A 14,974-nucleotide genomic window follows, 5' to 3' on the forward strand; every position below is an offset into this window, starting at 1 on the left:
TTTATCATTATTGGATGGTCGCGTTTTCGGTCGTAAGGTTAATTGCCTCATCTAGATAGTGCTCGTCTATTTCGTAACCTACGAAACTGGCCATGCCGCAGTTTTGGGCTGCAGTTAGGGTATTTCCAATGCCTAGAAAAGGGTCAAGAATCGAGCATGGCCTGCCTCCCGAGTGAAGCATAATGCAGGTTTCTGCAAGTTGGTAGGGGAATGTAGCTGGGTGTGGCCGCTCCTTGTTTCTGTTCTGGATGGTATTGTAGGGGATAAACCAATTATTTCCACGGCAGCGTCTGTCTTTGCCTTTTGTGTGTCCCCAGCGGGAAATATTTGATTTGTCGGCATAAGGCACGCCCACAGCCAGTCTGTCGAGTGTCACATTGCCTGTTTTGGTGAAATGAAAAACGTATTCGTGGCAATCTGTTACGTATCGTTTTGAGTTTATTGGCTTAAAGTGCCCTGCTGATATGTGCTCTCCATCTTTCTTTTCTAGTGAAATTGATTTTATCCAGTGAAAGGTGTTCTGCAAAGTCCATTCCTCGCTCAATAGTAGTGCTACTTGATGTGGCAGAAGTGGGTTGTTTGGGCTGGATCCTAGGTTTAGGAAAAGGGAGCCGTCATCTTTCAATACTCGATAAACTTGATTGGTCCAATCTAGTGTCCATTCTAGATATTCGGTTCTTTCGCATTTATCAGAGTATTTTGAGTATTTAATCCCTAGATTGTAAGGAGGTGAAGTAACTGTTATATCCAGTGATTTTGATGGCAGTTGTTTCATGCCTTCGATGCAGTCTTTGTGAAAGAGTTTATAGTCCATGTCCTATTTGTTTAATAGTACTTGTAAAAAGTACCAGAAAAAACTTCAAAAATATCCTGATAATATGTTGCCCGGCGTCTATCGCTTGGCGTTAAGCTTCATCCCGGGTTTGTTTTTGTGTTGAATCGCGCATCGTCCTTTTTCGTAAATCTGCCAGTAGCAGGTAGTTAACGGAATGGTGACGAAAAAGTGTCGCCAGCGTGAAGTTTAGGCTGGTGGACAACATTTTTCACAATAAACATTTTGACAAACGCTACTACTACATCTTGTATGGAAAACGCCAAGCGACGCTATATCTAGTGTAAGGGAAAGAAAAAGTTGATATGCGCATAAGTTCCAACAACTTCTGTTTGAGCTGCCCTTTCGGGAGTGCTGTCTTCTTGTTTGTCCCGCACGGTGGGTCGCCATCACGCCACTACTAAAAACACACACCGCCGGGCTTTGCTGTCTCTGGCTTTCTCCCATATTATTTGTTCACCTAACCTGATTTTACCTTCAAACTGTCCGTCTGTCTTATGATCACTAATTTTTCTTTTGATGAAGATATCGCCCTGAAGCGCATTGTCGCCACACCCGCCGACCAGAAGCAGCGCTTTAATTGGCGCGAGGTCGTTGTCGAAGATGTTAAGCACCCCGATGTTAAGGTTGAGCTCGCTGGCGAAGAGCGTGAGTTTGAGCTCGCCGAAGTGGCCGAAATTATTGGCAACGCGCTTACCGACCTCATGCTTTCGCGTGAGGAAAACGAAATTTTCACCGACCAGAATCAGGCTTTCGTTGCGCAGATTGCCAAGGAAGTGGGCGAGAACATTGCGCGCCAGATCTCGGGCAAGGGCGACATCACGCTGACCGATCTCGACATCAACCTGATCATTGAAAAAGCCCTCATCGAGCACGACGCGCATGACGTCGCGCGCAGCCTCGTGGCGCAGCGCCGCAATGGCGTGGCTGGTGCCGATGAGCCCGAGCCGGTCAATGTGCGCCTGATCCGCCGCAACCGCCAAGTGGTGCCGTGGGATCAGAACAAGGTCGAAGTCGCCGTGCGCAAGTCCTTCCTTTCGCAGCATCTTGACTCCACTCCGGCGGTTCCGGTTTCGCGTGGTGTTACCGAGCGCGTTCGCAACCTCGGCGAGTCATTTATCCACATCGAGCAGGTGCAGGACATCGTGCAGGAGGAGCTGATGCGCCAAGGCCATTTCAAGGTCGCTGAGTCGTATATTCTCTATCGCGCGCACCGTCGCCGCCTCCGCGAGCAACAAGCCGAAGCCGCCGCCGACGACAGCCGCCAGGACTCCATGATCATGCTGACGGCCAAGGACGGCAGCACCGAATTCTGGGACCCGGCCGAGCTCCGCAAGCGCATCGACTTTGCCTCCATCGGCCTCGACCTCTGCCTGACCAAGGACCAGATCGAGTCCGAGCTGCGCCGCTCGCTCTATGCGGAAATGACCCGCGAAGACCTGCGCAGCACGATCATTCTCAACGCCAAGAGCCTCATCGAAAAGGACGCCGACTTCTCGAAGTTTGCGGGCCGTATTTTGCTGAGCTACATTTACGAAGAAGTGCTTGACTGGGACATCGTTCGCGACGGCATCGAAGGCCTCAAGTCCGCGCATCGTCTTTACTTCAAGAGCTGCCTCAAGCGCGGCGTGGAGCTGGACCGCCTCGACAAGCGTCTGCTCGACTACGATCTGGACCGCCTCGCCGACGCCCTCGATCCGTCGGCCGACCTCGACTTCGACTACCTCGGCATTTCAACGATGTATGATCGTTACCTGATCATCGACAAATCCCGCAAGGAGGCCAAGCGCCTCGAAACACCGCAGCTCTTCTGGATGCGTGTGTCGATGGGCCTCTTCATTGACGAAAAGGAAGATCGCGAAGGCTGGGTCTGCCGCCTTTACAATCTCTACAAGAGCCGCCGCTTCTGCTCATCTACGCCGACGTTGTTTAATTCCGGCACGACGCACAGCCAGCTTTCGTCCTGCTACCTTTACAAGGTCGATGACTCCATCGAGTCCATCATGCACCGCGGCATTGCCGAGAACGCCTTCCTCTCCAAGTGGGCCGGTGGTCTGGGTGGTTCGTGGACCGCGGTTCGTGGCACCGGTTCCTATATCAAGGGCACCAACGGCGAAAGCCAGGGCGTGATTCCGTTCCTCAAGTTGCACAACGACCAGCTCGTCGCGGTTAACCAGGGCGGCAAGCGTCGCGGCTCCGGCTGCGCCTATCTGGAAACGTGGCACAACGACATCCTCGACTTCCTGGAACTGCGCCGCAACGTCGGTGACGAGCGCCGCCGCACGCACGACATGAACACCGCGAATTGGATTCCAGACTTGTTCATGAAGCGCATGGAGCAGCGTGGTGAGTGGACCCTGTTCCGCTCCAACGAAGCCAAAGAGCTGCACGACCTTTACGGTAAGGCCTTCGAGGAAAAGTATCTCGAATACGAAGCCAAGGCCGAGGCCGGCGAAGTTTGGGGCCACACCCTGAAGGCGATCGACTTGTGGAAAAACATGCTCCGCATGCTTTTCGAAACCGGTCATCCATGGATCACCTTTAAGGACCCGTGCAACGTGCGTTCGCCACAGGATCACGTGGGCGTTATCCACAGCTCCAACCTGTGCACCGAGATCACGCTCAATACTTCCGAAGACGAAACCGCCGTTTGTAACCTCGGCTCGGTCGTCCTCGACAGCCACCTCGACGCCGATGGCAACATCGACCTCGAAAAGCTGCGCGACACGATCCAGGTTGCGGTCCGTGCGTTGGACAACGTCATCGACATCAACTTCTACCCGACGAAGGCCGCTGCTACCTCCAATGGTCGCCACCGCCCGATCGGCCTGGGGGTCATGGGTGTGCAGAACGCGCTTTACATCAAAGACATTCCGTTCGCCTCCGAAGGTGCCGTTGAGTTTAACGACGAGTTCATGGAAGCCATTGCCTACTACGCCTATGAGGCATCGAGCGATCTGGCCGCCGAGCGTGGCAGCTACTCGACCTTTAAGGGCTCCAAGTGGGATCGCGGCCTGATGCCCGGTGACACCCTGGACATGCTTGAGTCCGAGCGCGGCCTGGAGATCGATGTTCCCCGTGGTGGCAAGATGGACTGGGATTCGCTGCGCTCCAAGATCAACGCGCAGGGTATGCGCAACTCCAACGTGCTGGCCATCGCGCCAACCGCGACCATCTCGAACATCATGGGCACTAGCCCCTGCATCGAGCCTTACTACAAGAACTTCTACGTGAAGAGCAACCTGGGCGGTGACTTCGTGGTGCTGAACCACCACCTCGTTCGCGACCTGAAGAAGATCGGGCTCTGGACCGATGAAGTGCTCGACCAACTGAAGTACTTCGATGGCGAACTCGAAAACATCGACAGCATTCCGGACGACATTAAGGAGAAATACACGACCGCCTTTGGTATTGGCTACGAGTGGTTTATCGACGCGGCTGCGCGTCGCCAAAAGTGGATCGACCAATCCCAGAGCGTGAACCTCTTCTTGAAAACACCAGACCTCAAGACGCTTTCTCACATGTATCGCGCAGCTTGGCGCAAGGGCCTGAAGACCACTTACTACCTGCGCACGCTGGGTGCCTCCAATATCGAGAAGGCCACCACGAGCGTGAAGAAGGAAGTGCGCGGCATCGCCGGCAAGGCAGAGGAAACTCCTGCCGCCGAAGCGCCCAAGAAGCAATACACCGAAGAAGAGGTAAAGGCCTGCAGCCTCGACGCCCTGATGAACGGCGGCGAATGCGAAGCCTGCCAATAAGAATTCTCAGCTGGAAAGAAAACAGACTGACGCAAGACAAGACTGACAAGACTGGTAAAGGGCGGCTCCGGGTAACCGGAGCCGTTTCTTTTTGTCTGGAACAAAGATAAGCTTTGCATTACAAAGTAACTCTGTAATGCAAAGTATGGTTGTCAGTCCCGGGGTTCGGATCGCGGCCCCAAGTGAGTTTACCGTGTCGGCGTCTGTTCCGCTGCATTGGCAAATCTGTCGGTTGCCCGTGGCACTGGGCGATGGCTGGATTCGCGGGTTTCCATATTTTGGCGAGGCCTCGTGTGTGCTGGATGCGTGGGGGCTTTATTCGCGCTGCGCGGTGCTTCGTGTGTTGCGCGAAGAGATGGGCCTTGTCTTGGGCGACCGGCTTTACCACCGGCTATATGGTGAGTCCGTTCAGCTCGCCGATTGCAGCTTTGATTGCTTGCACACGATCCGTATGCGGGCGCGCTGAAATCGTTAAAAATATATTTTGAAAGCGGCTGAAAATCGCATTTCACCCCCCAGTTTTCGCTAATTTCTAGTGAAACCCGCTGTAGGCGCTGTGCGGTTGTGTTTGTGAGGTTGTGGGCTCATGGGGTGTGAGGCATTCTAACCCCACTTTTGCAGTGAATGGCAAAACAGCCCGCTAATACCTCTTTAAATATATCCAACCATGAAGACCTTATTCATTGGCATTATTGTCGCCGCTGCGCTCTTCTCTTGGAAGGCGAGTGGGCAGGTAGATCAAAATGGCAACGCGCAAAGCGATGTTTGGGAAATGCGTTATCAGGCGCAGGGTCTGCTGCCGGGAGGTGACGCCGATGGCGACGGGATGACAAACCTGGCCGAGGCGGAGGCAGGCACGGATCCGTTTGATCCGTCGTCGAATTTTAAGGTCATGGATGTCGAGGCCAGCGGCAACATGCTGCGGCTAGACTGGATGGGCTCCAGCGGTAAGTTGTATCAGCTCGAATATGCGCCGGTGCTCGGCGGACCGTGGCAACCGCTGGCAACCTTTAACGGGCAGGCTGCAGCGCAAGAGGCGCAGGTGGACTTTGCCGCGCACCCAGGCTTTTTCCGCATTGTCGTTACGGATCTCGATTCGGACGGCGACGGTGTGTTTGACTGGGAGGAGTTGGAACTGGGTTTCGATCCAGACACGGCCAATACCGCACGCTACAGCCAGGATGATCTCGCGCGCATTGAGACGGCGCTGGCCGCGGGCAATGTGGTGACCGTCGCTGCGTTGCAATCGGAGATTGATGAAGCCTGGGCCGTGCCGGGATACTTTCTAATCCAACGCACGGGCGGATTGGATGCGATGACGGTGGCGTTGTCTTTTGGCGGAAGCGCGACCCCGGGTGTCGATTACGCAATGTCGAATGCGTCCATCGATTTTGCGCTCGGTCAGATTGCCGCTTGGGTTCCGGTGAGCGCGATTGAAGACGGTCAGAGTGAAGGTGCCGAAACGATTTCGCTGACGATAAACAGTGGAGCGGACTACACCGTGGGCACACCGGGTGTCGCGACCATGACGATTGCCGACAGTAGTGCGGGCATATCTGCGCGCGAGGCCTCGCGATTTTTGGCGCAAGCGACATTTGGGCCGACGCCGGATACCATTGCCGACGTGCAGGCCGTGGGCTTCGATGCTTGGATCGCCGATCAGTTCGCCCAGCCAATCGGCGAGCATGAGCCGATACTGCTCAGCTACGATTGGGATTTATTTGGTGGCGCGATTGGTGGCCCTTACTCGCACCACAAGATGCTAGCCTGGTGGCAGCAGGCGATGAATGCGCCCGACCCACTTCGCCAGCGAGTCGCGTTTGCGCTAAGCGAGATCCTGGTGATTTCGGACACCAACGGCGGACTGGATGGCAATGCGATTGGGATGCTCAATTATTATGATATGCTGTTGGAGCATTCGTTCGGCAACTATCGGGACCTGCTGGAGGCGGTGACTTATCATCCGTGTATGGGGGTGTTTCTCAGCCACCGTGGTAACCTGCCCGCGGATCCGTCCATTAACCGCTTCCCGGATGAAAATTACGCGCGCGAAATCATGCAGTTGTTTTCCATCGGGCTGTGGATGCTCAATGAAGACGGCACGCGGCAACTTGATCAATTCGGACAGCCGATCCCAACGTATAGCAACAGCGACATCACCAATCTAGCCAGTGTCTTCACTGGTATGAGCTGGGGGCAGGGCGATACCAGCCTGTGGTGGGAATTCTACTGGCCGACGGTTGCGAACGACGAGTATTGGCGCACTTACACGGAGCCGATGACCATCTGGGAAGGTCCCTATTCGGTTTGGAGTGAAGAGCTTGGCATGCATGTGCAGCAGTATTTTCATGAGCAGGGGCCTAAGACCATTCTCGGCGTGGAGCTCCCCGGGAATGATCCCGAAAGCCCGGAGGCGAACTACGCGGCCAACGACATCGACCGCGCGTTGGATGTCATTTTTAACCACCCGAACGTGGGGCCCTTTATCGGCCGCTTGCTGATCCAGCGCCTGGTTACGTCGAATCCATCCAACGGTTACGTGGCGCGGGTAGCCGAAGCGTTTAACGGTGGCGGCCCGCATAATCCCACTGGTGTGCGCGGCGACATGCAGTCGGTGATTCGGGCCATCCTGCTCGATGATGAGGCACGCGAAGCGGATATGATCAGCGATCTGGAGCACGGGATGCTGCGCGAAAATTATCTACGCTATGTGGGCCTGGCCCGCGCCTTCGATGCAGCTTCGCCTAGTGGCAATTATCCGATTTTCTGGGTGAACCGTGCCTTCGGGCAACAGCCGCTCTCTTCGCCGAGTGTATTTAATTTCTTCTCGCCGGACTATCAGCCACTGGGCGCTATCCGCAATGCCGGACTGGTGGCACCGGAGTTCCAAATTCTCACGGCCGTGACGGGTATCTCGATTCCGAATCAGTTGCGCCAAGCCATCGAGAATCGGCTCAACTGGCCGCAGGACGCAAGCGACTACGTGACGCTGGACTTGTCACCCGCCGTTGCGCTTGTGAATGACGTCGACGCCTTGATTGAATACCTCGATACGCTGTTGACCTTCGGAAACATGAGCCCGCAGCTTCATGAGACGCTGCGCATGATGTTGGCGCGGCCGGAATACGCCAACGCGAGTGACGAGTTTAAAGTCCAATCGGCCATCTATCTAATCGTGTCATCGGCGGATGCTGCTGTGCTACGATAACTTTGGATGGCAAAGTAACTTTACATTACAAAGTAAAATGAGCAAACAACCGCATCTATCCCGCCGCCAGTTCCTGGGGCAAGCCAGCTGTGCCGCCGTTGGTTCGACGGCGTTGTTTTCGACTCTGCTCAACCTGCGGATGGCGAGCACTGCTGCCGCGCAGACACCGCTGCCGGGAGGTACGGATTATCGCGCGATGGTCTGTCTGTTCCTCGCAGGTGGGGCGGACTCGTTTAACTTTCTGGCACCGTCGGGCACGGATGAATACAATGAATACGCCAACGTGCGCGCGGACTTGGCGCTCCCGCAAAACGAACTCCTGCCGCTGAATATAGCCACGCCAATTGGCAAGCAGTTGGGTGTGCATCCCGGCATGAGCGAGCTGCGTGATTTGTTCAACGATGGTAACCTGGCTTGGGTGGCGAATGTCGGCACCTTGATCGAGCCCACGACGCTTAGCCAGTATCAGAATGATTTGGTGAACCTGCCGCTGGGCCTGTATTCGCACGCAGACCAGATCAAGCAGTGGCAGACTTCAGTTCCGCAAAGCGGGGATGCGATCGGCTGGGGTGGACGTACGGCGGACCTTCTGCATTCGCTCAATGACAACGACCGCATCTCGATGAATATTTCGGTGGCGGGGAGTAACGTTTGGCAAAACGGCAACAACACCTTTCAATATGCGATCGGCTCTGATGGATCGCAGGGACTGGATACCTACGACTACTGGTGGGGCGGTTATCCGGCGCGTGGCGCGGCTGTGGATAGCCAGATGGACATCGAATATCAGAACCTTTTTCAAAAGACTTTTGCCCATTCAACGAAGAATGCACTGGAGGCGCACCAGGAGTTTTCCGCTGCGACCGAGGGCATCGAGCTGACGACCGTTTTTCCCGAGACCTACCTCGGCGCGCAGTTGCAAATGGTGGCGCGGACCATCGCCGCGCACTCGGCACTGGGGATGCGGCGGCAGACGTTCTTTGTGCAGTTTGGTGGTTGGGATCACCACGATGAAGTTCTGGGAAACATGGCCGACATGGCGCCGGTAATCAGCCAGGCGGTCGGTGCCTTTTATGCCGCGATGGAGGAGATCAACGAGCAAAACAATGTGACGCTTTTTACGGCCTCTGACTTTGGCCGCACGCTGACTTCGAACGGTGAGGGCTCTGACCACGCCTGGGGCGGCAATCATTTCGTTTGTGGTGGTGCGGTGAACGGCGCAAATATCTATGGCGTTTATCCGGATCTTTACGCGGGCAACCCGCTGGACACTGGCCGTGGCCGGCTAATTCCGTCGACTTCGGTTGATGAATATTTTGGGGAGCTGGCGCTGTGGTTTGGGGTGAGTCCGTCGGACTTGTCGACCGTGCTGCCTAACGTGGGGAATTTCTACACGCCGGGCGCAATTGGGCCACTGGGGATGATGGGGTAACTATGTATCGTCTCTAACTTTGCGTCGCAAAGTAATTTAATGGATAGTAACGATGGACCCTAAGCGCATAGGTTGGTGGTTGGGCTTGATTCTGGCGATTGGGATGACTTGGTATTTATCGCGATCGGAAGAGGTGCTCACTGAGCCGCCCATTGTTGTGCCGGAATTACCCACAGAGCCACCGTCGGTCGAGAATGAGACTGAGCCCAGCCCGGTCGCTGAAAAGGGAGGGCTGTATCGCGCACCGCTCAATCCGGTCGCGGCTAGGCTGAATGCGCCTGATTTATCTGCTCAGGACGACGTAGCGAACGTTCATCAATTGCTGGTGCAGATGTTTGGTGTATGGAAAAGCCAGCGCCGGCCCATGAGCCTGAATGCTGAATTCACGCAGGCGCTCACGGGGGATAATCCGTCGCGTTTGGCATTTGTCCCGCCGAACCATCCGGCGATTATCGATGGCGAGTTAACGGATCGCTGGGGGCAACCGTATTATTTCCATCAACTGTCACTGGATCGAATCGAGGTGCGCTCAGCGGGGCCGGACCAGCGGCTTTACACGGAGGACGACGCGCTCTACTCGCCGTGGAAATCAACGCCTGATCCTGTGGCGAGCTCACCCTGAGATTGCTTTTGATTGAGGCGGGGAATGATCCATACTGCAATCAAAGCTGGTCGCGGTAGCAGAGACGGCCATCGTTGTTCCGATGACCGCCCGCCATTAAAATACACTAGCTTAGATTCAGTAGACGATTATTCGCCCTGAAGTGGGCCGTTGTTGAGTTCGAAAACTGAGCGGTAAAATGCGCTGTCGCCGTTGAAGAGGGTATCCTTGTATTCGATCCCGAACAATGTTGGCTCTTCCTCTTCCTGGTAGTAAAACTCAAACGGGTCGGAGCCGAGGCCGTCGCCATTGGAGCGCCAAGTGTCTGTGAGGCCATTATTGCGCTGTAGCTTCACATTCACGAGTGAATCAAGCATTGTGTCGTAAAGGTAGTAGGTAATTTGCTCGCCCAGGGGGGACTCATAAACTTCAAAGGCGAAAAACCGGCTGAGCGATTGGTTATCCATCAGACGCTCGTAATGCAGGCCATCGTAGACGTCATAAAAGCTGGGCAAATCGCTACGAATGATTTCGTAAAGTGCATCATTGTCGGTTTGCGGCAGGATGCCGGCAAAGGTCGAGTCGGGGAAGGTGCCCTCAATGGCAAAATTTAAGTAGAAGACCGGGCGCAGGTAGGCGGGGTCGACGTTGTTGCTGAAGTAAGGTGCGCTGGTGAACTTTTGGCCGTTCCAGTCCAGCTCGCTATCCATCGAATCGATGAAATGCTGGAACTCGCGGCGGAACTCCTCGTCCTCGACGCTCGATAGCGTGCGCTCGAGACCGATTTGCGCAGGATCTGAATAAGCGCCAAATGATGCACCCAATGCGAAGTCCAGTGCGGTAGCGGTGGGGGTCAAGGGAACGGGCGAGCCTCCCTCGGGTGTGTATGACATATCATCGATGAAGACGGTGTTGTCGGGATTGGAGTATTTTTGAAACACAATGTGGACAGTGGTAACACCATCTGGAACAAAGGCCGTATACTGGTTCCAACCCGGAGTCTCCGGGGCATTGAAGGATGCGAAGCTGTTCCAGGATTCGACCGTGGACGACAGGTTTAGATAATTGGATGGAAACGGGCTGCCTTCGATATTGGTAAAGTAAGCCCAGAACTCGATCGTCCCAGGGCCGCTGACCGGGATGGAGAGCACTGAATCCTGCTGATTGAATGAGTCCGTTTCACCAGCTTGAACAGCACTGCCGTCACCGTTGGTCACGACCGTTTGGACGAACCACTCCGTTCCGGGCAATGGGCCATACTCCATGTTATTAAAGAGGTGATTGTTGTTGTCCGTGCGCGCCAGGATTAGATCAGCGGCACTTTGGTAGGCGGACCAGAAGCGAAGCCAGGCTGCTTTTGCGGTTGCCAGATCGGCACCCGGATTGAGCTTTGTAAATTCAGGAAAGGTGCCAAAGAGCCACTGCAGGTGGACGGGGCTGCCATCATTAAACCATTCCGGATTGGAGCGCAGGAACTGACGGTCGCCAATCGTGCGTAGTAGTACATCCACGTTGTGAGCGTTGACCATGGTGATGGTGGCGATACCGCTCTCGGCGACGGCTTTTACGCCTCTGGTGTCCGCGTAATCCACGAGCATATCGTCGTCGTAGATTGTGGAGGAGAAGTTGACATCGGTTATCTCATCCATGTGGTCTACGACTTCCTGCAACGTTGGCATGATCTCATCATCGAGCCATGTTGCGATTTCATCGCCGGAGAAGGTTTCGCTGAAAATGGGAAATTCGGTTGGTTCGCCGATTTCCACCGTTTGGCCTGGTGTTGAGTTGGTGATCAAGGTGGTGTCCAGCGCGCCGGTTAATCCGCTGCCGGAGTCGGTGAGCTGGCCTGCGTTGGGGTCTTGTCCATAGAATCGCAGATTATCAATCCGAGCAAAACTGTTTCCGACCGGTGTGTCCGATGATCTCTCAAACACAAAGGCTATTTCGTGGGGGGCAGCATCGCCAAAATAGAGGTAGGCTTCTGTCCAGTTAACGGCACCCTGGTATTCGAAGCTCAGTTCCCCGTCCACGTAGATCATAAATACGTCATCGAAGTTGTTGGTCTCCAATTCTAGCGCAAATGAAACGGTGTGTGCATCGACCGTGGATACGGTAAGTATCGATTTTTCTCCCGGCGCGAGTATGCCGCTTTGGGCGCAGGAGACATTGATATAGCCATAGAAGTTGTCGGGCTTGAAATTGACCGTATCTACCGTCCATGCTGCATCGCTGGTCAGAGTCTCTGCGTCCATGATGTAGTATTCCACATCGGCGCTTAGATTGAAAAGATCCGGGACGTAATTGGTTAGGCCGGCGCTGGCCATCAGAGATGAAAATTCCGGCTGCTCGACGATTCTCATCAGCTTGACGGCGGAAATAAGCATGTTGGCCTCATCATTGCTAGGCTCCTGAACCAGGGCGTTTACCAGGTAGGTTTGCGCCAGATTTAGGTTATCGTTTTCCAGCGCAGTGCGGGCATTCGCAATATCTGTAGCGGCGTCAGCGTGGAGGGCTGGTGCCGCGATGATGGATGCGCTTAATGCAGCGAGGCTAGCGCTGCGCTTGAGGCAATTCCAGTTCGAGAAGTTTTCTGTTACCATGGTGCAGGTGGAGGGATCCGTTGATGGGCTGAGTTATTAGAGAGAGATTCGAAAGGGATGTCATGCCATTGGGCGTTAAGACCGAGCCTGAGCTGGCGTGGATTTGGCACATGGTCGGAGTGATCAGGATTCGCGCGTCGCGAAGCGTCAGCGACCAGTGGCGTTCGCATTCAATGCGCACCAGGCGTACGTCTAGTTCTGGCAACCCCCCATCTGAAAGCAGTCGCCGGAATTTCGGAGCGAGGGCGTTATTTTCCGGCCAGTAGCTGAATTTGAAAGTCGCCGAGTCGAATGCCAGATGGTCCATCATGCCCAGTTGGAATGGGCCAAATTTGGGGGCAGTGGGCTGGATGCTGGCAATTTCGAGCTTCGCCCAACGATCCCCGCTGGCTTCATCGAACAGCGGAATGCGTATGCCCTCTGCCGATTTTAAATCGGTCTTTGCCTGAGTGGTCGGCATAGCCATCAGCAGGATAATAGCAATCTGGAGCAGCAGCAGCTTCAGCATGGTAATTACAAATTAATGACATCAGCGTGAACAGCGCAAACCTTTAGGCAATGTGTGATGAAAAAACCACGAAAGGTATCTGAGATTGCTGAGAATTGGCGTTTGTATGCTGTTTTTTCGGTCCGGAAGATCGCAAATTTCATTTGCGCAATGAAGGTCCGTAGCTTCTATATCAACGCATGGCGGGGCTATCCTATCAGCAAATCCAAGACGCGCTTGCCGCACAGCCTTTGTTCGAGAACAAAACCTGGCGCTTGTCGCCCGAACCCTGGCGGCTTACGAGCAAGCAAATCAACGCACTCGAACAAATCGGGCAGGCGTGCCTGGATTTTTATCTGGCGCTCGACAACCTTTACCGCCGCTGTGCCGAGGGGAAAAACCTCCTGCGCAATCGCGAGCTGACGGCCCCCTGGGTGTGCAGTTATCTGGACCGTGGAAAGCCGCGCCGGCTGATCGAGCATGCCCGGTTAAAGGAGTTTAAGGGGCAGGTGCCGCTCGTGCTACGCCCGGATCTCTTGCAGACCGAAGACGGCTTTGCCCTGACAGAGATGGACAGCGTTCCCGGCGGCTTGGGGCTGACCGCATTCCTCAACCGACTCTACGGCATGAACGAGCGCGAATTCGCGCCCGACATCGTGGGTGGCGTTGGCCAAGTGGAGGAGGATTGGTATCGATGCCTCGCCGCGACGGCACCGAAGAAGGAGAACCCGCTGATCGCCGTCATCGTCAGCGACGAAGCCGCCGTTTACCGACCGGAGTTTGATTACTTGACTGCCCGACTGCGTGAGCGTGGGCTGCGCGTGCATGCGCGCCACCCGGACGACCTGATGCCGATGGGGGACAGCTTGTGCATTCCGGTCGAAGGGAACCCGGAGGAGGTCGACATTATTTACCGTTTCTGGGAGCTGTTTGATGTGGGCAATGTCTCGACGGCGCAGGATATCTTACGCGTGGCGGAAGATGGCGGTGTGGTCGTCTCGCCGCCAATGAAAGCCTATCAGGAAGAGAAGCTGAACCTGGCCCTGCTGCACCATCCGGTGTTGGACGATTACTGGCGTGAGAATTTACCCCGCCGCTCTTTTAAGGCGCTGAAGAAGGTCGTGCCGCATTCCTGGATTATTGATCCGGTGGAGCTCCCGCCCAACGCCGTGCTCGACGCGCCGTGGGTCGATGGCAAGCCCATCCGCGAATGGGAGCAGCTTGCGGAGGCCAGCCAGCGCGAGCGCAACTTAATCATCAAGGCCAGCGGCTTTCACGAAACCGCCTGGGGCGCGCGCAGTGTCACGCTGGGTAGCGACAGCTCCAAGGCAGACTGGCAACAGGCGATCGAAGAGGCCGTCGATTTGGCCGATGAGACGCTGCACATTTTGCAGGATTACCGTAAGCCGGTCCGCCTGAAGCATCCGGTGTTTTCGGAGGACGGTGAGGCGGTTTACGAGATGGAGGGCCGCCTGCGTTTGACGCCGTATTTCCTGGTAGAGGGCGATCAGGCCAAACTGTCGGCCTGCCTGGCAACCTTCTGCCCGGCGGACAAGAAGATCATCCACGGCATGAAGGACGCTGCGATGCTGCCTTGTCGCGTGGTGGATTGATCGGTGTTTGGACCGAACTATCTTAAGAAGAAACCGGCGACTTTGCCATCGCGCACCCACATCTCAGCGACGAGGTCGTGGTTGGGCTTGGTGGTGAAGCTCAGCTTCCAAAAATAGCCTTTTACACCATCCGGGCGGGTGACATCACCCCAATAAGTCGCAGTGTAGCCACCAGCAATGGTTGCGCCAACTTGATCGTGGACGCGCTGAAGGACTTCCGGGGTCATCGCTGATTGCATGGTCTCATTGCAAACCGAGTGAAAGGTTTTAATATCATCCTTCTCAATCGCTAAGAGCAGGGTCTCGAGGTGTTGCGAGGCGGATGCCGGTGGGGTCGATGCCTGGGCGGATAGGGCCAGGGCAAAGAGGGCGACGATGAGCATGGAAAACTGTTTCATGCCGATAAGTTGTAAGGGCAGAAGCCGGCCGCGCAACAAAACTCT

The 14,974-nt window shown here is 55.3% G+C and carries 10 protein-coding genes; 6 read left to right on the forward strand and 4 right to left on the reverse strand.

The window, feature by feature from the left end; genetic code table 11:
* Positions 1-7 precede the first annotated feature (7 nt).
* Positions 8-814: a DNA-methyltransferase gene (locus tag O3S85_RS17655; RefSeq protein ID WP_269542150.1), complete on the reverse strand. Its 807-nt coding sequence runs from the start codon at positions 812-814 to the stop codon at positions 8-10.
* A gap of 515 nt (positions 815-1,329) precedes the next feature.
* Here O3S85_RS17655 and O3S85_RS17660 point away from each other — a divergent pair.
* The 5 genes from O3S85_RS17660 (at position 1,330) to O3S85_RS17680 (ending at position 9,852) form a co-directional block, all read left to right on the forward strand.
* Complete coding sequence (locus O3S85_RS17660; RefSeq protein ID WP_269542151.1) at positions 1,330-4,590, forward strand: ribonucleoside-diphosphate reductase subunit alpha; 3,261 nt, start codon at positions 1,330-1,332, stop codon at positions 4,588-4,590.
* A 193-nt stretch (positions 4,591-4,783) separates the two neighbouring features.
* Entirely contained in the window at positions 4,784-5,056 is a 273-nt protein-coding gene (locus O3S85_RS17665; RefSeq protein WP_269542152.1) for a hypothetical protein, read from the forward strand.
* A gap of 201 nt (positions 5,057-5,257) precedes the next feature.
* Entirely contained in the window at positions 5,258-7,798 is a 2,541-nt protein-coding gene (locus O3S85_RS17670; protein ID WP_269542153.1) for a DUF1800 family protein, read from the forward strand.
* A 37-nt stretch (positions 7,799-7,835) separates the two neighbouring features.
* Positions 7,836-9,230 carry a DUF1501 domain-containing protein gene (locus O3S85_RS17675; protein WP_269542154.1) on the forward strand — a complete coding sequence of 465 codons (1,395 nt, stop codon included), beginning with the start codon at positions 7,836-7,838 and terminating at the stop codon, positions 9,228-9,230.
* A 52-nt stretch (positions 9,231-9,282) separates the two neighbouring features.
* Complete coding sequence (locus O3S85_RS17680; RefSeq protein ID WP_269542155.1) at positions 9,283-9,852, forward strand: hypothetical protein; 570 nt, start codon at positions 9,283-9,285, stop codon at positions 9,850-9,852.
* Positions 9,853-9,980: 128 nt separating this feature from the next.
* Here the strand turns inward: O3S85_RS17680 and O3S85_RS17685 are convergent, their stop codons facing one another.
* The gene (locus O3S85_RS17685; RefSeq protein ID WP_269542156.1) at positions 9,981-12,431 is read right to left on the reverse strand and encodes a hypothetical protein; all 2,451 of its coding nucleotides are present in this window, start codon (positions 12,429-12,431) and stop codon (positions 9,981-9,983) included.
* Positions 12,382-12,939 carry a hypothetical protein gene (locus O3S85_RS17690; RefSeq protein WP_269542157.1) on the reverse strand — a complete coding sequence of 186 codons (558 nt, stop codon included), beginning with the start codon at positions 12,937-12,939 and terminating at the stop codon, positions 12,382-12,384. Before O3S85_RS17690 ends, O3S85_RS17685 begins: the two co-directional genes overlap by 50 nt.
* Before the next feature lie 179 nt (positions 12,940-13,118).
* On the opposite strand from O3S85_RS17690, the gene O3S85_RS17695 reads away from it, so the two are divergent.
* Positions 13,119-14,531, forward strand: a complete 1,413-nt coding sequence (locus O3S85_RS17695) for a hypothetical protein (RefSeq protein ID WP_269542158.1) — start codon at positions 13,119-13,121, stop codon at positions 14,529-14,531.
* A gap of 17 nt (positions 14,532-14,548) precedes the next feature.
* On the opposite strand, the gene O3S85_RS17700 is transcribed toward O3S85_RS17695, so the two are convergent.
* On the reverse strand, positions 14,549-14,929 hold the full coding sequence (locus O3S85_RS17700) for a nucleoside hydrolase (protein ID WP_269542159.1): 381 nt from the start codon (positions 14,927-14,929) through the stop codon (positions 14,549-14,551).
* Positions 14,930-14,974 lie beyond the last annotated feature (45 nt).

The organism is Cerasicoccus sp. TK19100 (genome assembly GCF_027257155.1).
Lineage (GTDB): Bacteria > Verrucomicrobiota > Verrucomicrobiia > Opitutales > Cerasicoccaceae > Cerasicoccus > Cerasicoccus fimbriatus.

Bases quoted from the DNA above. Each gene is read 5' to 3' on its own strand.
- O3S85_RS17660 (WP_269542151.1), top strand. From the start codon at position 1,330: ATGATCACTAATTTTTCTTTTGATGAAGATATCGCCCTGAAGCGCATT.
- O3S85_RS17670 (WP_269542153.1), top strand. From the start codon at position 5,258: ATGAAGACCTTATTCATTGGCATTATTGTCGCCGCTGCGCTCTTCTCT.
- O3S85_RS17675 (WP_269542154.1), top strand. From the start codon at position 7,836: ATGAGCAAACAACCGCATCTATCCCGCCGCCAGTTCCTGGGGCAAGCC.
- O3S85_RS17695 (WP_269542158.1), top strand. From the start codon at position 13,119: ATGGCGGGGCTATCCTATCAGCAAATCCAAGACGCGCTTGCCGCACAG.
- O3S85_RS17680 (WP_269542155.1), top strand. From the start codon at position 9,283: ATGGACCCTAAGCGCATAGGTTGGTGGTTGGGCTTGATTCTGGCGATT.
- O3S85_RS17655 (WP_269542150.1), bottom strand. From the start codon at position 814: ATGGACTATAAACTCTTTCACAAAGACTGCATCGAAGGCATGAAACAA.
- O3S85_RS17690 (WP_269542157.1), bottom strand. From the start codon at position 12,939: ATGCTGAAGCTGCTGCTGCTCCAGATTGCTATTATCCTGCTGATGGCT.
- O3S85_RS17685 (WP_269542156.1), bottom strand. From the start codon at position 12,431: ATGGTAACAGAAAACTTCTCGAACTGGAATTGCCTCAAGCGCAGCGCT.
- O3S85_RS17700 (WP_269542159.1), bottom strand. From the start codon at position 14,929: ATGAAACAGTTTTCCATGCTCATCGTCGCCCTCTTTGCCCTGGCCCTA.